This window comes from Streptomyces sp. NPDC000404 (assembly GCF_040300365.1).
Classification (GTDB): domain Bacteria; phylum Actinomycetota; class Actinomycetes; order Streptomycetales; family Streptomycetaceae; genus Streptomyces; species Streptomyces ramulosus.
On the sequence record NZ_JBEPDN010000009.1, the window covers coordinates 248,025 to 264,862 of the forward strand.

Sequence of the window (16,838 nt, forward strand, 5' to 3'; positions counted from 1 at the left end):
GGCCGGGCGCGCGCCCCGGCCGGCCCCGGGTATGCGGAAGGCCCCGGCACACCCGTGCCGGGGCCTTCCGTCGCGTACGGCCGGACGTCAGTCCTTGATCTCGCAGATGACGGCGCCGGAGGTGAGGGCGGCGCCGACCTCGGCGGTCAGGCCCTTCACGGTGCCCGCGCGGTGGGCGTTGATCGGCTGCTCCATCTTCATCGCCTCCAGGACGACGACCAGCTCGCCCTCGGCGACGGTCTGGCCCTCCTCGACGGCGACCTTGACGATGGTGCCCTGCATCGGGGACGCCAGCGTGTCACCGGAGGCGGCCGAACCGGACTTCTTCGCCGCCTTGCGCTTGGGCTTGGCGCCCCCGGCGACGGCGGCGCGGGCCAGCGGCATGCCGAGCGAGGAGGGCAGCGAGACCTCCAGGCGCTTGCCGCCGACCTCCACCACGACCGTCTCGCGGGCGTCGGCCTCCGCCTCGTCCGTGCCGGTGGCGGCGAACGGCGGGATGTCGTTGACGAACTCCGTCTCGATCCACCGGGTGTGGACGGTGAACGGGTCGGCGGAGCCGGTCAGTTCGGGGGCGAACGCCGGGTCCTTGACGACCACGCGGTGGAAGGTGAGGGCGGTGGCCATGCCCTCGACGGTGAACTCGTTCAGCGCGCGGGCGGCGCGCTGCAGGGCCTGCTCGCGGGTGGCGCCGGTGACGATCAGCTTGGCCAGCAGGGAGTCCCACGCCGGGCCGATGACGCTGCCGGACTCCACGCCCGCGTCCAGCCGGACACCCGGGCCGGACGGTGCGTTGAAGGCGGTGACGGTGCCGGGCGCCGGGAGGAAGTTGCGGCCCGGGTCCTCACCGTTGATGCGGAACTCGAAGGAGTGGCCGCGCACCTCCGGGTCGCCGTAGCCCAGCTCCTCGCCGTCGGCGATACGGAACATCTCGCGGACCAGGTCGAGGCCGGTGACCTCCTCGGTGACCGGGTGCTCGACCTGGAGGCGGGTGTTGACCTCCAGGAAGGAGATGGTGCCGTCCTGGCCGACCAGGAACTCGCAGGTGCCCGCGCCCTCGTAACCGGCCTCCTTCAAGATGGCCTTCGACGCGCGGTACAGCTCGGCGTTCTGCTCCTCGCTCAGGAACGGCGCCGGGGCCTCCTCGACCAGCTTCTGGTGGCGGCGCTGGAGCGAGCAGTCACGGGTGGAGACGACGACGACGTTGCCGTGCTTGTCGGCCAGGCACTGCGTCTCGACGTGGCGCGGGCGGTCGAGGTAGCGCTCGACGAAGCACTCACCGCGGCCGAACGAGACGACGGCCTCGCGGACGGCGGAGTCGTACAGCTCCGGGACCTCTTCGAGGGTGCGGGCGACCTTCAGACCGCGGCCGCCGCCGCCGAACGCCGCCTTGATCGCGATCGGCAGGCCGTGCTCCTTCGCGAAGGCGACGACCTCGTCCGCACCGGAGACCGGGTCGGGGGTGCCGGCGACCAGCGGCGCACCGGCGCGCTGCGCGATGTGGCGGGCGGCGACCTTGTCGCCCAGGTCGCGGATGGCGTGCGGGGGCGGACCGATCCAGGTCAGCCCGGCGTCCAGGACCGCCTGCGCGAACTCGGCGTTCTCCGACAGGAAGCCGTAACCGGGGTGGATCGCGTCCGCGCCGGAGTCCTTGGCCGCCTGCAGCACCTTGGCGATGTCCAGGTAGCTGGTGGCCGGGGTGTCACCGCCCAGGGCGTAGGCCTCGTCGGCCGCGCGGACATGCAGGGCATCCCGGTCCGGGTCGGCGTAGACCGCCACACTCCCGATCCCGGCATCCCGGCACGCACGCGCAACGCGGACAGCGATTTCGCCACGGTTGGCGATGAGCACCTTGCGCACGATGGGTCCTTCCTTGGCGCTACGCCGCAACACACTGAACGCAGCGAGTTTAGGGACTGGCGACACCGCGTGCCGACCCGTTCCCGGAGGTGACCTTCCCCACACGGAGCGTGGCACGTGCGCCAGTGAGGGTGCGAAGCCCCCTGACAGCCCAGGGTAGGCCCGGTTTCGCGGCGGTGACCGGGCGACTCGATGTGGTCTAGGTCTCTGCGCCGACGCGCGCGGCGGACCGTCAATTCTTTGTGGAGTCCCTACGAATGGGCGAAGGAAAGTTTGCGCTCGGCGCGGCGCCCGCGATCCCCCGGGCGGCGCACCGGCCCGCCCGTCCTCCGGAGCGTGCACGCCTCTTGCCCCCGCCGTTACCCGTTAGTAGCGTGCGCGCTGTCTTCTGTACTCGCGGTGACACGGCACGGCCCGCAGCGCGCGGGCGCACGGCGGCGGGCGCCCCCTCGGCCCCGCCGGTAAGGGCGGCTCGGTACGGACGGAAGCAGGTGGCTGCGGTGGCGGCGCGGAGACCGGTGGCGGCGGTGGCGGCCGTGGTGCTGATCCTGGAGGCGGGCGGCGTCGTCCTGCTGAACTGGATCCTGAGCATCGTCGTCGACCGGCAGCAGATGTCCCTGGCGGGGCTGCGGCCCGGCGCGATGACCTCGGGCGCACTGGCCGCCGGCGCCCTCGCCGCGCTCTGCCTCCTCGGCTGCGCGGCGCTGCTGCTGCGCACCGCGCTCCGCGACCGCCCGCCCGGCACCCTCGCCCGGATCGCGCTGATCGTCTGCGCCGTGGCCCATGCGGTGCTCGGCGCCCTCGCCGTCGGCATGCTCGGCTGGCCCGCCTTCGCCGGGCTGATGGCCGTCCTCGCGCTGCTGGTGGCGACGCTGGTGGCGTACGGGGAGCCGCGGCCCGCCGCACCGGTGAGCGAGGCGGACGCGGACGGCGGCGGCCCGGCTCCGGCGGCGCCCACGTCGGCGTGAGCCCGGCGGGTGCGGCCGCCTCGCACCCGGAGGCGGGCGCGTGCGGGCACCCTGACCTGAGCCCGCAGGACGGCGGGCCGCGGCCCCTCGGGCGGCGGCTCCTCGGGCGGCCCGGGGCACGCCGCCTCTTACGCCTCCGTCCGCCTCACGCCCACAGGTGCGCCTCCGTAGGCCTCACGCCCACAGGTCCGTGATGCGGACGTCCAGCTCCGCCAGCAGGCGGCGGAGCAGCGGGAGGGAGAGGCCGATGACATTGCCCGGATCGCCGTCGATGCCGTCGATGAACGGGGCCGAGCGGCCGTCGAGGGTGAACGCGCCGGCGACGTGGAGCGGTTCGCCGCTCGCGACATAGGCGGCGATCTCGGCGTCGTCCGGCTCGCCGAAGCGGACCGTGGTCGAGGCGGTGGCGGAGGTGCGGCGGCCGCTCGCGGTGTCGATGACGCAGTGGCCGGTCCGCAGCACGCCGGAGCGGCCGCGCATCGACTTCCAGCGGGCGGTGGCGTCCTCGGCGTCGACGGGTTTGCCCAGCGCCCGGCCGTCCAGCTCCAGCACCGAGTCGCAACCTATGACGAGCGCCCCGGCGGCCTCCGGGCGGGCGGCGACCGCGGTGGCCTTGGCCTCGGCCAGCACCCGGGCCAGCTCGCCGGGGGTGGGCGCGGTGAGCGCGTCCTCGTCGACCCCGCTGACGATCACCTCGGGGGCCAGCCCGGCCTGACGGAGCAGGCCCAGGCGCGCGGGGGACTGGGAGGCGAGGACGAGACGGCGGGGGCGGGGCTCTTCGGTCATGCCCGCCATCGTACGGAGCGCCGAAGCGGCGCGGCGGGGCCTGTGGACAACCGCCGGGACGGGCGGTGCAACCATCCGCGGTCCGTGGTGCGTCCTCGGTCGTGGAGCGGTCCCCGGACCGGCCGGCGGGAACGATTACACGTCAGCGCCCGGCCACCAGCACCATGGTGAGCATCGAGGCGACCGCCATCACCAGACCCAGCCGGCGGAGCCGTTTTTGCGCATGGCGCAGCTCCTCGGGAGGCTCGTCGGGCGGATCGGACCACAGCATGGTTCCGATCCTGCGCCCGTCACGCCCCGGGCGCCTGAGTACGCGTACTCAGGCGCCCTTGAGCGCGGAACGCCCGCACCTGGACGACCAGGGTGAACGCGGCGTATGCGACGTACCTCACAAACCATCGCGACGGCGTGGTGCACCGCCGCCCCGGGAGCGGTTCAGCGCGGCCAGTAGCTGGTGCGCCAGGCGCGCGGGCCCGGGTGCGGGGTCCGGCGGGCCGGGATGCGCGCCGCCGGATCGGACCACTCCGAGACCGGCGCCGCCTCCGGCTCGGCGCTTCCGGCAGCGGCGGCGCGGACCTGCACCACCGCGAGCGCTGCGGCCAGCTCCTCGGGGGTGGGGTTGCCCCGTACGACCTTGATCATGGTCTCGACCTCCTGCGACGCGGGCTACAGCGGGATGTTGCCGTGCTTCTTCGGGGGCAGCGCCTCGCGCTTGTTGCGCAGCGCGCGCAGCCCGCGGACGATGTGGCGCCGCGTCTCGGACGGCATGATCACCGCGTCGACGTAGCCGCGCTCGGCCGCCACGTACGGGTTGAGCAGCGCGTCCTCGTACTCCTGGATCAGCTCCCGGCGGCGGGCGTCCTGGGCCTCGGGGTCCTCGATGGCGGCGAGGGTGCGGCGGTGCAGGACGTTGACCGCGCCCTGCGCGCCCATGACCGCGATCTGCGCGGTCGGCCAGGCGAGGTTGAGGTCCGCGCCCAGGTGCTTGGAGCCCATGACGTCGTACGCGCCGCCGAACGCCTTGCGGGTGATGACGGTGATCAGCGGGACCGTCGCCTCCGCGTAGGCGTAGATCAGCTTGGCGCCGCGGCGGATGATGCCGTCCCACTCCTGGTCGGTGCCGGGCAGGAAGCCGGGCACGTCCACGAAGGTGAGGACGGGGATGTTGTACGCGTCGCAGGTCCGCACGAAGCGGGCGGCCTTCTCGGACGCCTTGATGTCGAGGGTGCCCGCGAACTGCATCGGCTGGTTGGCGACGACGCCCACCGAGTGGCCCTCGACCCGGCCGTAGCCGGTGAGGATGTTCGGCGCGTACAGCGGCTGGACCTCCAGGAACTCCCCGTCGTCCAGGATGTGCTCGATCGCGGTGACCATGTCGTACGGCTGGTTCGCCGAGTCCGGGATCAGCGTGTCCAGCTCGCGGTCCAGGTCCGACGTCTCCAGGTCCGCCTCCTCGGGGAAGGCGGGCGGTTCGGAGAGGTTGTTGGACGGCAGGTACGACAGCAGCGCCTTGACGTACTCGACGGCGTCCTTCTCGTCGGACGCCATGTGGTGCGCGACGCCGGAGGTGGCGTTGTGGGTGCGGGCGCCGCCCAGCTCCTCGAAGCCGACGTCCTCGCCGGTGACGGTCTTGATGACGTCGGGCCCGGTGATGAACATGTGCGACGTCTGGTCGACCATCACCGTGAAGTCGGTGATCGCGGGGGAGTACACCGCACCGCCCGCGCACGGGCCGACGACCAGCGAGATCTGCGGGATCACACCGGAGGCATGGGTGTTGCGGCGGAAGATCTCGCCGTACATGCCGAGCGAGACCACGCCCTCCTGGATGCGCGCGCCACCGGAGTCGTTGATGCCGATGACCGGGCAGCCGTTCTTCAGCGCGAAGTCCATCACCTTGACGATCTTCTCGCCGAAGACCCCGCCGAGCGCGCCGCCGAAGACCGTGAAGTCCTGCGAGAACACCGCGACCGGACGGCCGTCGACGGTGCCGTAGCCGGTGACCACGCCGTCGCCGTACGGGCGGGTCTGCTCCAGCCCGAAGTTGGTCGAGCGGTGCCGGGCGAACTCGTCGAGCTCGACGAACGAGCCCTCGTCGAGGAGCAGGTCGATCCGCTCACGCGCGGTCAACTTGCCCTTCGCGTGCTGCTTTTCCACCGCGCGGGCGGAACCGGCGTGCGTGGCTTCGTCGATCCGCCGCTGCAAATCCGCCAGTTTGCCCGCGGTGGTGGTGAGGTGTGCTTCCGGCTCGGACATCGGGATGCGGCTCCTGCTCGTCCTGGACTGGTGCGCGTACGGGGGGACGTACGGCCTTGCTACCGCTTCGTAGCGTATCGGCGGGGGTGCTCGGCGGCAGTGCGTCGTTGACCACACCTAGGGTGGTCCCATGACACCTCAACCGCCGGAAAACCAGGACAAAGACGGCCGCTCGCCGGAGCCCGGGGACGGCTCCGGCGCGCCGGGCGCGTCCGCCGCGGCCGGCGGTGGCCGCTGGAGCGATCTGGAGCGGCCGCCGCTCGACGTCCGGGCGCTCCGGCGGGCGCTGCTGCGGCCCGGTTCGCTGTGGACCGCGCTCGACGTCGTCGACGCCACCGGCTCCACCAACACCGACCTCGCGCTGCGCGCCGCCGAAGGGGCACCCGAGGGCACCGTGCTCGTCGCCGAGGAGCAGACCGCCGCCCGCGGCCGCCTGGACCGCCGCTGGAGCGCGCCGCCCCGCTCCGGGATCTTCGTCTCCGTGGTGCTGACCCCGCGCGTCCCCCAGGAGCGCTGGGGCTGGCTGCCGCTGCTCGCCGGGGTCGCCGTCGCCACCGCGCTCTCCCGGGCGGCGGGCGTGGACACCGCACTCAAGTGGCCCAACGACGTCCTGCTGACCGTGGACGGCGCCGAGCGGAAGGCCGGCGGCATCCTCGCCGAGCGCGCCGGGGACGGCATCGTCCTGGGGATGGGCCTCAACGTCTCGCTGCACGAGGACGAGCTGCCGGTGCCCACCGCCACCTCCCTCGCCCTGGCCGGTGCGCACACCACCGACCGCGACACCCTGCTGCGGGCCGTGCTGCGTTCCCTGGAGACCTGGTACGCCGCCTGGCAGGACGCGGACGGCGACCCGGCGGCGAGCGGGCTCCAGGAGGCGTACGCCGCGGGCTGCGCGACCCTGGGGCGCGCGGTCCGCGCCGAGCTGCCCGGCGACCGGACGGTGCGCGGCGAGGCGGTGGCCCTCGACGGCGACGGGCGGCTGATCCTCGCGACCGGGGACGGCGTGCAGCAGCCGGTGGGCGCCGGGGACATCGTCCACCTGCGGCCGGACACAGAGGGTGGCGGCTACAGCTGACCGCTCCGCCGGGGCGGCCGGTGGCCGAAACGCCGAGCGGCGGCGCCGGCCGGACGCCGCTGACCGGGCACGGGAGAGTGAGCCAGAGCACACCTGCCGTATCGTTGAGGCGGCCCGCCGGGGAGCGGGCCACCGGCGAGCAGTGATCGGAAGGGCAGTGCGCAGGGAGCGGACAGGGAGCGGCGGATGACCGCCGGCGACGCGGGCGGACCGCCCGAGAGCGCGGCCACGCCGGACGGAGTCGCCACGGGCTCCGGCGACGCCGCATCCGACGACGGCCCCGGTGAGCGGGGCCCCGGCGACGCGGCGGCCCCCGCCGCCCCGGACGAGCCCCTGCCCGGGGCGGCCCCCGGCGCGCCGGGCGGCGGCCCGACCGCGGCCGCCGACCCCGACGACACCATCGCCATCCGCCTGGAACAGCTGATCCTCGGCGCCGACCGCCGCTACACGCCGTTCCAGGCGGCCCGCAGCGCCGGGGTCTCGATGGATCTGGCGGCCCGGTTCTGGCGCGCCATGGGCTTCGCCGACATCGGGCAGGTCAAGGCGCTGACCGAGGCCGATGTGCTGGCGCTGCGGCGGCTGGCCGGTCTCGTCGAGGCCGGGCTGCTGAGCGAGGCGATGGCCGTCCAGGTGGCGCGCTCCACGGGCCAGACCACCGCCCGGCTCGCCGACTGGCAGATCGACTCCTTCCTGGAGGGCCTCACCGAGCCCCAGGACTCCGGGATGACCCGTACGGAGATCACCTACCCGCTGGTCGAACTCCTCCTGCCGGAGCTGGAGGAGTTCTTGGTGTACGTCTGGCGGCGCCAGCTGGCGGCCGCCACCGGGCGGGTCGTGCGGGCGCAGGACGACGACGAGATGGTCGACCGGCGGCTCGCCGTCGGCTTCGCCGACCTCGTGGGCTTCACCCGGCTGACCCGGCGCCTGGAGGAGGAGGAGCTGGGCGAGCTGGTCGAGGCGTTCGAGACCACCTGCTCCGACCTGGTCGCGGCGCACGGCGGCCGGCTGATCAAGACGCTCGGCGACGAGGTGCTGTTCTCCGCCGACGACGCCGGGGTCGCCGCCGAGATCGGGCTGCGGCTCATCGAGACGATGACGCACGACGAGACCATGCCGGAGCTGCGCGTCGGCATCGCCTTCGGCACCGTCACGACGCGGATGGGCGATGTGTTCGGCACGACCGTCAACCTCGCCAGCCGGCTGACGTCGATAGCGCCGAAGGACGCCGTCTTCGTGGACCAGGCGTTCGCGGAGGAGCTGGGCCGCACCGGCGAGGCCCCGGTCTCCGAGGCGGCGGCCGCGGCGGCCGAGAAGGCGGCGGCCCAGGCGGCGGCGAGCGGGCTGACGCCGGAGCTGCCGACGTACCGCTTCGCGCTCCAGCCGATGTACCAGCGGCCGGTGCGCGGGCTGGGCGTCATCGAGCCCTGGCAGCTGACCCGGCGCGGGTGAGGCGGCGCGTCCGGGCAGGTCCCGGGCGCGGCGTCCTCCGGGGCGCTCCGGGCGCCCGCGCGTCCCCTTGGGGCCGATCGGCCCTGTTCCCGCCCGCGCCGAGCTGACATGATCCCGGCGGAACCGAATCAACGGTCGTTAACACCGGGAGGGTCGTATGCAGCGGTTCGGCGAATGGGTCCGCGTGGAGCGGCACGGCTACGTGGCGGAGCTGGTCATGGACCGGCCCGAGGCGATGAACGCGGTCTCGACGGCGATGGCCGACGCGCTGTCCGAGGCGTGCGCCTCGCTCGCCGCCGACGCCGCCGTCCGGGCGGTCGTCCTCACCTCCACCCATGAGCGGGCGTTCTGCGTCGGCGCCGACCTCAAGGAGCGCAACTCCTTCACCGACGCGGACCTGCTGCGGCAGCGCCCGCGCACCCGCGCCGCCTACACCGGCGTCCTGGAGCTGCCGCAGCCCACCGTCGCCGCGGTGCACGGCTACGCGCTCGGCGGCGGCTTCGAGCTGGCGCTGGCCTGCGATCTGATCGTCGCGGACGGCAGCGCGGTGGTCGGGCTGCCCGAGGTGTCGGTGGGCGTCATCCCCGGGGGCGGCGGTACGCAGCTGCTGCCGCGCCGGGTGGGGGCGGCGCGCGCCGCCGAACTCGTCTTCACCGCCCGCCGGGTGCGCGCCGAGGAGGCCGTCCGGCTGGGGCTGGTCGATCAGCTCGCGGACGTCGGCACGGACCGGGCCGAGGCGCTGGAGCTGGCCGCCCGGATCGCGCGGAACTCGCCGGTGGGGCTGCGCGCCGCGAAGCGGGCGATGCGGCTGGGGCACGGCCTCGACCTGCGCGCCGGGCTGGAGGTCGAGGACGCCGCCTGGCGCAGCGTGGCCTTCTCCGGCGACCGCGCCGAGGGCGTCGCGGCGTTCAACGAGAAGCGGGAGCCGGACTGGCCCGGGGAGTGAGCCACGGGGCGCGGCGGTGCGGGGGCGCCCGACCCGCCGCTCCGCGCCCCCGGTGCCCGCCGTCCCGCGCCCGGTCCGCCCCGCCGTCCCCGCGGGCGGCGTGGATCGCCGTGGGCGTAGATCACCGTGGGTGAGGATGACCTCCCCGTGTGGGAGCCGCGCGTAAGGGGCGAAACGGGTTAAACATTCCTACGCTGTAGTACAGAGTGTGCTCACGGTTACGGAATGTGAGGGCCCGGTGACGGACGATGCGAGGCTGCGGGCCGTGGTGGAGCTGGCGCAGGCGATGGCGGCGGCGCACACACCACGCGAATCCGCGCACGCCGCGGCGGAGAGCGTACGGCTGGCCCTGGGCGGCTCCTTCGCCGCGATCTCGAAGTGGGAGCGCGAGCGGGGAAAGCTGCGGGTGCTGGTCAACGTCGGGGAACTCGCCGACGGCGAGCAGGAGTTCCCGGAGGACGAGTCGTATCCGGTGCACGAGTTCCCGGAGATCGTCGGCCTCCCGCACGAGCGGCGGACGCCCGCCGGCGGGCCCGACGCCTGGGTGGAGCGCGCCGACGGGCCCTGCGCGGTGAGCGGCGCGCCGCTGGGCGTGGTGCCCGCGGCGGCCCGCCCCCAGGACGCGCCGCTGTCCTCCGCCCCGGCGCAGGTGACGGCCGCGGCGCCGGAGGGCGGCGGGCGCGGCGGAAGCGCCAACCGGCGGCGGGTGGCCGCGCTGCGCCGTCGCGGCCGGGGCTGCTGTGTGGTGGCGCCGCTGGTGCTGCGCGGGCGGGCGTGGGGCGAGCTGTATGTGGCGCGGGCGGCGGGCGAGCCGGTGTTCGGGGCGGCGGACGCGGAGTTCGCGACGGTGCTGGCCGCGGTGACCGCCGCCGGGATCGCGCAGACCGAACGGCTGGCGGAGGCCCGGCGGCTGGCCTTCACCGATGCGCTGACGGGGCTGGCCAACCGCCGCGCCGTCGACATGCGGCTGGACGAGGCGCTGGAGGCGCACCGCCGGGAGGCGGCCGTGGTCAGCCTGGTGGTCTGCGATCTCAACGGCCTCAAGCAGGTCAACGACTCGCGCGGCCATGCGGTCGGCGACCGGCTGCTGGAACGATTCGGCTCGGTCCTCTCGCTCTGCGGCGCGCGGCTGCCCGGCACGCTGGCCGCCCGGCTCGGCGGCGACGAGTTCTGCCTCCTCGCGGTCGGCCCGCCGCCCGACGACGTGGTCGAGGTAGCCGCCGAACTCTGCCTGAAAGCAGCGGAGTTGGGACTCGGCGACGGCGTCGCGGTCGGTGTCGCCTCGACCGGCGACCCGATCGGCCCGGTGCGCACCGCCCGCCGCCTCTTCCGCCTCGCCGACGCCGCCCAGTACCGCGCGAAGGCCGCCCGCGCCCGGGAGCCGGTGGTGGCCGGCCGGCACGGCGGCGCCGCCGACCCCGTCGTCCGCCTCGCCGACACCCCGGAGCGGCGGCCGGGCACGGAGCGACGGCGGTTTCGCAGGTGAGGGCGGTGCGGGGCGCCGCGGTCGCGGGACGGGCCGCGGCCGGCCGGCCCGGAGGCCTGCGGTCCGGCCCCGTAACGGCCGGTCCGCAAGGGGCGGTTGGGGCTCCGGAGAGAAGCGGGGACGGCGGGGCGCAAGGTGGTGACATCCCGGGATTCACTCTCTACTGTTCGTGAATATGGATATGCACACTGTGGTGCTCGGGACGTCCGGCGTGACCGCCGAGGACGTCCTCGCCGTGGCCCGCGGCGCCGCCCGGGTCGCGCTCTCCGAGGACGCCCTCACGGCCGTCGCCGCCTCCCGTGCCGTGATCGACGACCTCGCGGCCCGGCCCGACCCCGTCTACGGCGTCTCCACCGGCTTCGGCGCCCTCGCCGTCCGCCACATCAGCCCCGATCTGCGGGCCCGCCTCCAGTGCAACATCGTCCGCTCGCACGCCGCCGGAATGGGCCCGTACGTCGAGCGCGAGGTGGTCCGCGCGCTGATGTTCCTGCGTCTGAAGACCCTCGCCTCCGGGCACACCGGCGTCCGCCCGGTCGTCGTCGAGACGATGGCCGCGCTGCTCAACGCCCGGATCACCCCGCTCGTCCACGAATACGGCTCGCTCGGCTGCTCCGGCGATCTCGCGCCGCTGTCGCACTGCGCCCTGACGCTGCTGGGCGAGGGCGACGCCGAGGGCCCCGACGGCACCGTGGCGCCCGCCGCCGATCTTCTCGCTGCACACGGCATCGCTCCCGTGGCGCTGCGCGAGAAGGAGGGGCTGGCGCTCCTCAACGGCACCGACGGGATGCTCGGCATGCTGGTCATGGCCTGCGCCGACCTCGCCCGGCTCTACACCTGCGCCGACATCACCGCCGCGCTCTCGCTGGAGGCGCTGCTCGGCACCGACAAGGTCCTCGCGCCCGAGCTGCACACCATCCGGCCGCACCCCGGCCAGGCCGCGGCCGCCGCCAACATGCGCAAGGTCCTGGCCGGTTCCGGCCTCACCGGTCACCACCAGGACGACGCGCCGCGCGTCCAGGACGCCTACTCGATCCGCTGCGCCCCGCAGGTCGCGGGTGCCGGCCGGGACACGATCGACCACGCCCGGCTGGTCGCCGACCGCGAACTGGCCGCCGCCGTCGACAATCCGGTGGTCCTTCCCGACGGCCGGGTCGAGTCCAACGGCAACTTCCACGGCGCGCCCGTCGCGTACGCGCTGGACTTCCTCGCCGTCGCCGCCGCCGACCTCGGCTCCATCGCCGAGCGCCGCACCGACCGGCTGCTGGACAAGAACCGCTCGCACGGCCTGCCCGCCTTCCTCGCCGACGACCCTGGTGTGGACTCCGGGCTGATGATCGCTCAGTACACGCAGGCGGCGCTGGTCAGCGAGATGAAGCGGCTGGCGGCGCCCGCCTCCGTGGACTCCATCCCGTCCTCCGCGATGCAGGAGGACCACGTCTCCATGGGCTGGTCGGCGGCGCGCAAGCTGCGGACCGCCGTCGACAACCTCGCCCGGATCCTCGCCGTCGAGCTGTACGCGGCGGCCCGCGCGGTGGAGCTGCGCGGCGGCGGGCGGCCGTCGCCCGCCACCCGTGCCGTGGTGGCCGCCGCCCGCGAGGCCGGCATCGCGGGCCCCGGCGGCGACCGCTTCCTCGCGCCCGACCTGGAGCGCGCCCATGCGTTCGTCCGCTCCGGCGCGCTGATCACCGCCGCGGAGACGGTCACCGGGCCGCTGGCCTGAGTGTGAAAGTACGACTTCGGCGGCCGCTCCCGAGGGGCGGCCGCCGGAATCCGTACGCCTAGAGCGCCCCGCCGTGGCTGCGGCGCACCGAGTAGCTGACCAGTCCGGCGCCGAGGGCCAGGCAGGCGGCGCCGCCGATGACGTACGGCGTGGTGTCGGGGGAGCCGGTCTCGGCGAGGGAGCGGGCGGACGTGCCGTCGGGCCGCGGGGCCGGAGCGCTCCGATCGGCGGTCACCGCATCGGAGCCACGCGTACCGCCGTTCGAGACGGTGGCGGCGGTGGTCCGCGGGCCGGTGTCCGGGGCGTCGACGATCGCATGCGCGGACGGGACGAACCACAGGGCGATCAGCACCGACCCCGCGGCTGCGGCGGTCAGCAGTGGTCGGCGTGCGGTCACAGAACAATCCCCCTTGCAGGTCCGGCGAATTGGCCGCTGACCTCAGATGTTAGTGACCGCCGCGGGTCGCGGGAAAGTCAGGCCCCGCAGTGCTTACCCTCCGTCTCATGAGCAATGGCGAGACATCACGGTTTGTACGGCTTCATATCGAACTGGTCATGGAGGTCACCGACGCCGGTCTGCTGACCGCCGCGGCGCTCGACCACGTCGCCGCCGACCCCTCCCTCCCGGACGGCGGGCGCCGGCAGGCCCAGGAAGCGGTGCGGGAGGACCCGGCGGAGGCGCTGGCCCACCTCGTCGACCCGTCCGACCTGGTCACCACCGTCCCCGGCACGACCCTCGCGCAGGCCTCCTGGAGCTGCGAGGAGCGGTCCGACGACGATCTCGACGCGGCGTGGGACGCCGACGAGTGGGATCTGGCGAGCGATGCCGTCCCCGTCGAGGAGGAGGTCTGATCCGGCCCCGCCCTCACGGAGCGTGACCGCTGTCCGTGCGCCCTCCGGGAGCCCCGCGCCCCCGCCCCGGCGCCCCCGCGGCCCTCGTACGACACCCGTCGTACGAGGGCCGATTCACGTCTCCTGAGAGGAGGGGGCCGTGTCCCGTACGGGCCCGGAACCGTGGGCCCGGGGCGGGTTCCGGGCGTGATCCACGGGGTCTTCGGGGCGTGTGCCCGCGTTGGGTGTCCTTGCCCACACTTTGTCCGGATCCGGCGCATGGCACGGGAAAAATGGCGTTTCCTGGACGTCGGCCGGGGAGGCTGCACCCGGTCTGCTGCTCGGGGATTCCTATCGGACCAATGGAGAAGCGTGTGATGACGGACAGCAAGCGCCGCAAGGGCTTCATAGCCACCGCCGCGCTGGCCGGGGGCGTGGTCGTGCTCTCGGCCTGCGGCAGTGCGAGCGGCGTGGGCGGCGGCGACAGCCACGCGGGCGGCGGTGCCTCCACCCCGGCACACGACAGGGCTCGGCAGGTCGACGAGGCCGCGGCGCAGGACGCCTCACACGCCAAGATCAAGATCACCCCCAAGGACGGTTCGTCCACCGCGGGCATCAGCAAGGACGCGAAGGTCACCGTCAAGAGCGGCAAGCTCACCTCGGTCACCATGACCGCCGTCGAGTCCAAGAAGACCGTCGCCGGCACGCTCGCCGCCGACGGCTCGTCCTGGACCCCTTCGCAGGACCTCGCGCGTGCGACCCAGTACAAGATCACCGCGCACGCCGTGGACTCCGCGGGCCGCAAGGCGGTCGAGAACTCCACCTTCACCACCGTCTCCCCGGCGAACAGCTTCATCGGCAACTTCACGCCCGAGGACGGCTCCACCGTCGGCGTCGGCATGCCGGTCTCGCTCCACTTCGACAAGCCGGTCAAGGACAAGAAGGCCGTCGAGTCCGCGATCACCGTCGCGGCCAGCAGCAACCAGAAGGTCGTCGGCCACTGGTTCGACGACACCCGCCTCGACTTCCGCCCCCAGGAGTACTGGAAGGCGAACTCCGACATCACCGTGAAGCTCGCGCTCGGCGGCGTGGAGGCGTCGCCCGGTGTGCAGGGCATCCAGAACAAGACCGTCCGCTTCCACGTCGGCCGCTCCCAGGTCTCCACCGTCGACGCGAAGACGCACCTGATGACGGTCGTGCGCGACGGCAAGACCCTCAAGACCATCCCGATCTCGGCCGGCAGCGCGGACCACCCGACCTACAACGGCCGGATGGTCATCTCCGAGAAGTACGAGCAGACCCGGATGGACGGCTCCACCGTCGGCTTCACCAACAACGACGGCAAGGGCGAGTACGACATCCCCGACGTCCCGCACGCCATGCGCCTGTCGACCTCCGGCACCTTCATCCACGGCAACTACTGGGGCAAGGGCATCTTCGGCAACGTCAACACCAGCCACGGCTGCATCGGCCTGCCGGACGCCAAGGGCGCGGGCGACCCGTCCACGGACGGCGCGTGGTTCTTCAACCACTCGCTGATCGGCGACGTCGTCACCGTCGTCAACTCCCCGGACCGCACGATCCAGCCGGAGAACGGCCTCAACGGGTGGAACATGAGCTGGCAGCAGTGGGTGGCGGGCAGCGCCCTGGGCGGCTCTCCCTCCTGACCAGGGCTCCCGCCGAGGCCCTCTGAGCCCCGGCGGAGCGCGCACCTGCGGAGCGGCGACCGGCACGGACCGGCCGCCGCTCCGCCGTCTCCGGGGCCGCGTCAGGCCGGGTACGAGTAGGCCGGATAGGTCAGATAGCCCCGGTCGCCGCCCTCGTAGTACGTGGCCTCGTCGGCGGGCGCGAGCGGGTGGCCGGCGCGCAGCCGCTCGACGAGGTCGGGGTTGGATATGTAGGCGCGGCCGAAGCTGATCAGGTCGGCGCCGAGCCCGAGCCAGCGGTCGGCGTCCGCCCGCCCGGTCTGCTCCCGGCCCATCGGCAGCACCGGATTCATGATGAGCGCGCCCGGCCAGGACCGGCGCAGCGCGAGCAGCAGCTCGTCGTCGGCGGTCGCCTCCAGATGGACGTACGCCACATCCAGGCGGGCCAGTTCGGCCAGGAGGGCGGCGTACAGCTCCGGTACGTCGCGCTCCTCCACGCCCCAGAAGCCGGTGCCGGGCGAGAGCCGGATGCCGGTGCGGGCCGCGCCCACCGCCTCGACGGTGGCGGCGGTCGCCTCGACGGCGAACCGGATGCGGTGCGCCACCGGACCGCCGTAACGGTCGGTCCGCAGATTGGCGTTGGACGAGAGGAACTGCGAGATCAGATAGCCGTTGGCGCCGTGCAGCTCCACCCCGTCGAAGCCGGCGTCGACCGCGCGCCGGGCGGCCAGGGCGTACGACCGCGCGTGCTCGGGCACCTCGGCGCTCTCCAGGGCGCGCGGCACCGGGGCGGGCTGCCGCCCGGACGGGGTGAACACGTTGCCGACGGCGGGGACGGCCGAGGGGCCGGCCGGCTGCATGCCGATGGTCTCGGGGTGGGAGACCCGGCCGCCGTGCATGATCTGGGCGAAGATCCGGCCGCCGTTGGTGTGCACGGCGTCGGTCACCGGGCGCCACGACGCGACCTGCTCATCGGTGTACAGCCCGGGCGTCCCCGGGTTGGACTGCCCGATGAGGCTCGGCTGCACCCCCTCGCTGATGAGCAGCCCGGCCGTGGCGCGCTGGGCGTAGTAGGCGGCCATCGACGGCGTCGCCAGCCCGCCCGCGGCGGCCCGGACGCGGGTCATCGGGGCCATCGCCACCCGGTTGGGCAGCGTCATCTCACCGAGCCGGTAACCGGAGAAGAGGGTGGTCATGTCCGGGCTCCTTCGCAGTCCGCGGTGCCCGCGCATCGGGCACAGCGGCTACGCTAAAACCTGACATCCATGTGAGAGGCAAGCGCTGTGGCGCACGCCACGGGCGGGGCGGAGGCTGTCGTGCGGATCGGGGAACTCGCGTCACGGACCGGCGTCAGCGTCCGGTCCCTGCGCTACTACGAGGAGCAGGACCTGCTCCACAGCGCCCGCAGCCCCAGCGGCCAGCGGCACTACGAGGAGACCCACATCGAGCGGGTCCTGTTCATCCAGCAGCTGTACGCGGCGGGCCTCTCCAGCCGCGTCATCGCCGAACTGCTGCCCTGCGCCGACGCGCCCAGCACGGAGAACTCCGACTCCGCCCTGGTGCGGATGGCCCAGGAACGCGACCGGCTCACCGCCCACATCGCCGACCTCATCCGCACCCGCGACGCCCTCGACACCGTGATGGCCAAGGCGCGCACCTACCGCGAGCAGCTGCGGACGGGCCAGGGGGACGCCACCGCGGCCTGCCGGCCCTCCGTACAGTGACCTGGTGAGCGGGCGTATGGACAGCGGACGGGCGGACGCGGACGGGCGTCCCGGGGGCGACGGAGACCGCCGGGGGCGGTCCGCGGACGGCCGA

At 74.0% G+C, this 16,838-nt stretch carries 16 protein-coding genes; 9 read left to right on the forward strand and 7 right to left on the reverse strand.

All coding sequences use genetic code 11. The features are described 5' to 3' along the window. Positions 1 to 87: 87 nt before the first annotated feature. Positions 88 to 1,857 (reverse strand): acetyl/propionyl/methylcrotonyl-CoA carboxylase subunit alpha, encoded by a 1,770-nt coding sequence (locus ABT345_RS19510; protein WP_345089961.1) that lies wholly within the window; start codon positions 1,855 to 1,857, stop codon positions 88 to 90. A 500-nt stretch (positions 1,858 to 2,357) separates the two neighbouring features. Here ABT345_RS19510 and ABT345_RS19515 point away from each other — a divergent pair, with 500 nt between their 5' ends. Then, positions 2,358 to 2,825, forward strand: coding sequence for a hypothetical protein (locus tag ABT345_RS19515; protein ID WP_345089958.1), 468 nt, complete (start codon positions 2,358 to 2,360; stop codon positions 2,823 to 2,825). Positions 2,826 to 2,999: 174 nt separating this feature from the next. Here ABT345_RS19515 and ABT345_RS19520 read toward each other — a convergent pair whose 3' ends face one another. The 4 genes from ABT345_RS19520 to ABT345_RS19535 all read right to left on the reverse strand — a co-directional run bounded on the left by ABT345_RS19520 (position 3,000) and on the right by ABT345_RS19535 (position 5,867). Then, positions 3,000 to 3,611, reverse strand: coding sequence for a Maf family protein (locus ABT345_RS19520; RefSeq protein WP_345089954.1), 612 nt, complete (start codon positions 3,609 to 3,611; stop codon positions 3,000 to 3,002). 142 nt (positions 3,612 to 3,753) lie between these two features. Further along, a complete protein-coding gene (gene mmpB, locus ABT345_RS19525; protein WP_345089951.1) occupies positions 3,754 to 3,882 on the reverse strand; it encodes a morphogenic membrane protein MmpB in 129 nt (42 codons plus the stop codon). 164 nt (positions 3,883 to 4,046) lie between these two features. Then, entirely contained in the window at positions 4,047 to 4,253 is a 207-nt protein-coding gene (locus ABT345_RS19530) for an acyl-CoA carboxylase subunit epsilon (RefSeq protein ID WP_345089947.1), read from the reverse strand. A 24-nt stretch (positions 4,254 to 4,277) separates the two neighbouring features. Then, a complete protein-coding gene (locus ABT345_RS19535) occupies positions 4,278 to 5,867 on the reverse strand; it encodes an acyl-CoA carboxylase subunit beta (RefSeq protein WP_345089944.1) in 1,590 nt (529 codons plus the stop codon). Positions 5,868 to 5,997: 130 nt separating this feature from the next. Between ABT345_RS19535 and ABT345_RS19540 the strand changes: the two genes are divergently transcribed. The 5 genes from ABT345_RS19540 to hutH all read left to right on the forward strand — a co-directional run bounded on the left by ABT345_RS19540 (position 5,998) and on the right by hutH (position 12,543). Continuing rightward, on the forward strand, positions 5,998 to 6,942 hold the full coding sequence (locus ABT345_RS19540; protein WP_345089941.1) for a biotin--[acetyl-CoA-carboxylase] ligase: 945 nt from the start codon (positions 5,998 to 6,000) through the stop codon (positions 6,940 to 6,942). Between the two features lie 186 nt (positions 6,943 to 7,128). Next, a complete protein-coding gene (locus ABT345_RS19545; RefSeq protein ID WP_345089938.1) occupies positions 7,129 to 8,391 on the forward strand; it encodes an adenylate/guanylate cyclase domain-containing protein in 1,263 nt (420 codons plus the stop codon). A gap of 157 nt (positions 8,392 to 8,548) precedes the next feature. Further along, positions 8,549 to 9,337, forward strand: coding sequence for an enoyl-CoA hydratase/isomerase family protein (locus ABT345_RS19550; protein WP_345089935.1), 789 nt, complete (start codon positions 8,549 to 8,551; stop codon positions 9,335 to 9,337). A gap of 238 nt (positions 9,338 to 9,575) precedes the next feature. Next, complete coding sequence (locus ABT345_RS19555; protein ID WP_345089932.1) at positions 9,576 to 10,823, forward strand: GGDEF domain-containing protein; 1,248 nt, start codon at positions 9,576 to 9,578, stop codon at positions 10,821 to 10,823. Positions 10,824 to 11,004: 181 nt separating this feature from the next. After that, a complete protein-coding gene (gene hutH / locus ABT345_RS19560; RefSeq protein ID WP_345090084.1) occupies positions 11,005 to 12,543 on the forward strand; it encodes a histidine ammonia-lyase in 1,539 nt (512 codons plus the stop codon). Between the two features lie 58 nt (positions 12,544 to 12,601). Here hutH and ABT345_RS19565 read toward each other — a convergent pair whose 3' ends face one another. After that, positions 12,602 to 12,940, reverse strand: coding sequence for an LAETG motif-containing sortase-dependent surface protein (locus ABT345_RS19565; RefSeq protein WP_345089929.1), 339 nt, complete (start codon positions 12,938 to 12,940; stop codon positions 12,602 to 12,604). A gap of 107 nt (positions 12,941 to 13,047) precedes the next feature. On the opposite strand from ABT345_RS19565, the gene ABT345_RS19570 reads away from it, so the two are divergent. Both ABT345_RS19570 and ABT345_RS19575 read left to right on the forward strand, forming a co-directional pair. Continuing rightward, positions 13,048 to 13,395: a hypothetical protein gene (locus ABT345_RS19570; protein ID WP_345089926.1), complete on the forward strand. Its 348-nt coding sequence runs from the start codon at positions 13,048 to 13,050 to the stop codon at positions 13,393 to 13,395. A gap of 341 nt (positions 13,396 to 13,736) precedes the next feature. Continuing rightward, positions 13,737 to 15,041, forward strand: a complete 1,305-nt coding sequence (locus ABT345_RS19575) for a L,D-transpeptidase (protein ID WP_386459607.1) — start codon at positions 13,737 to 13,739, stop codon at positions 15,039 to 15,041. 101 nt (positions 15,042 to 15,142) lie between these two features. On the opposite strand, the gene ABT345_RS19580 is transcribed toward ABT345_RS19575, so the two are convergent. Further along, entirely contained in the window at positions 15,143 to 16,216 is a 1,074-nt protein-coding gene (locus tag ABT345_RS19580) for an alkene reductase (protein WP_345089920.1), read from the reverse strand. Between the two features lie 120 nt (positions 16,217 to 16,336). On the opposite strand from ABT345_RS19580, the gene ABT345_RS19585 reads away from it, so the two are divergent. Next, a complete protein-coding gene (locus ABT345_RS19585) occupies positions 16,337 to 16,744 on the forward strand; it encodes a MerR family transcriptional regulator (protein WP_345089918.1) in 408 nt (135 codons plus the stop codon). The last annotated feature ends 94 nt before the right edge of the window (positions 16,745 to 16,838 follow it).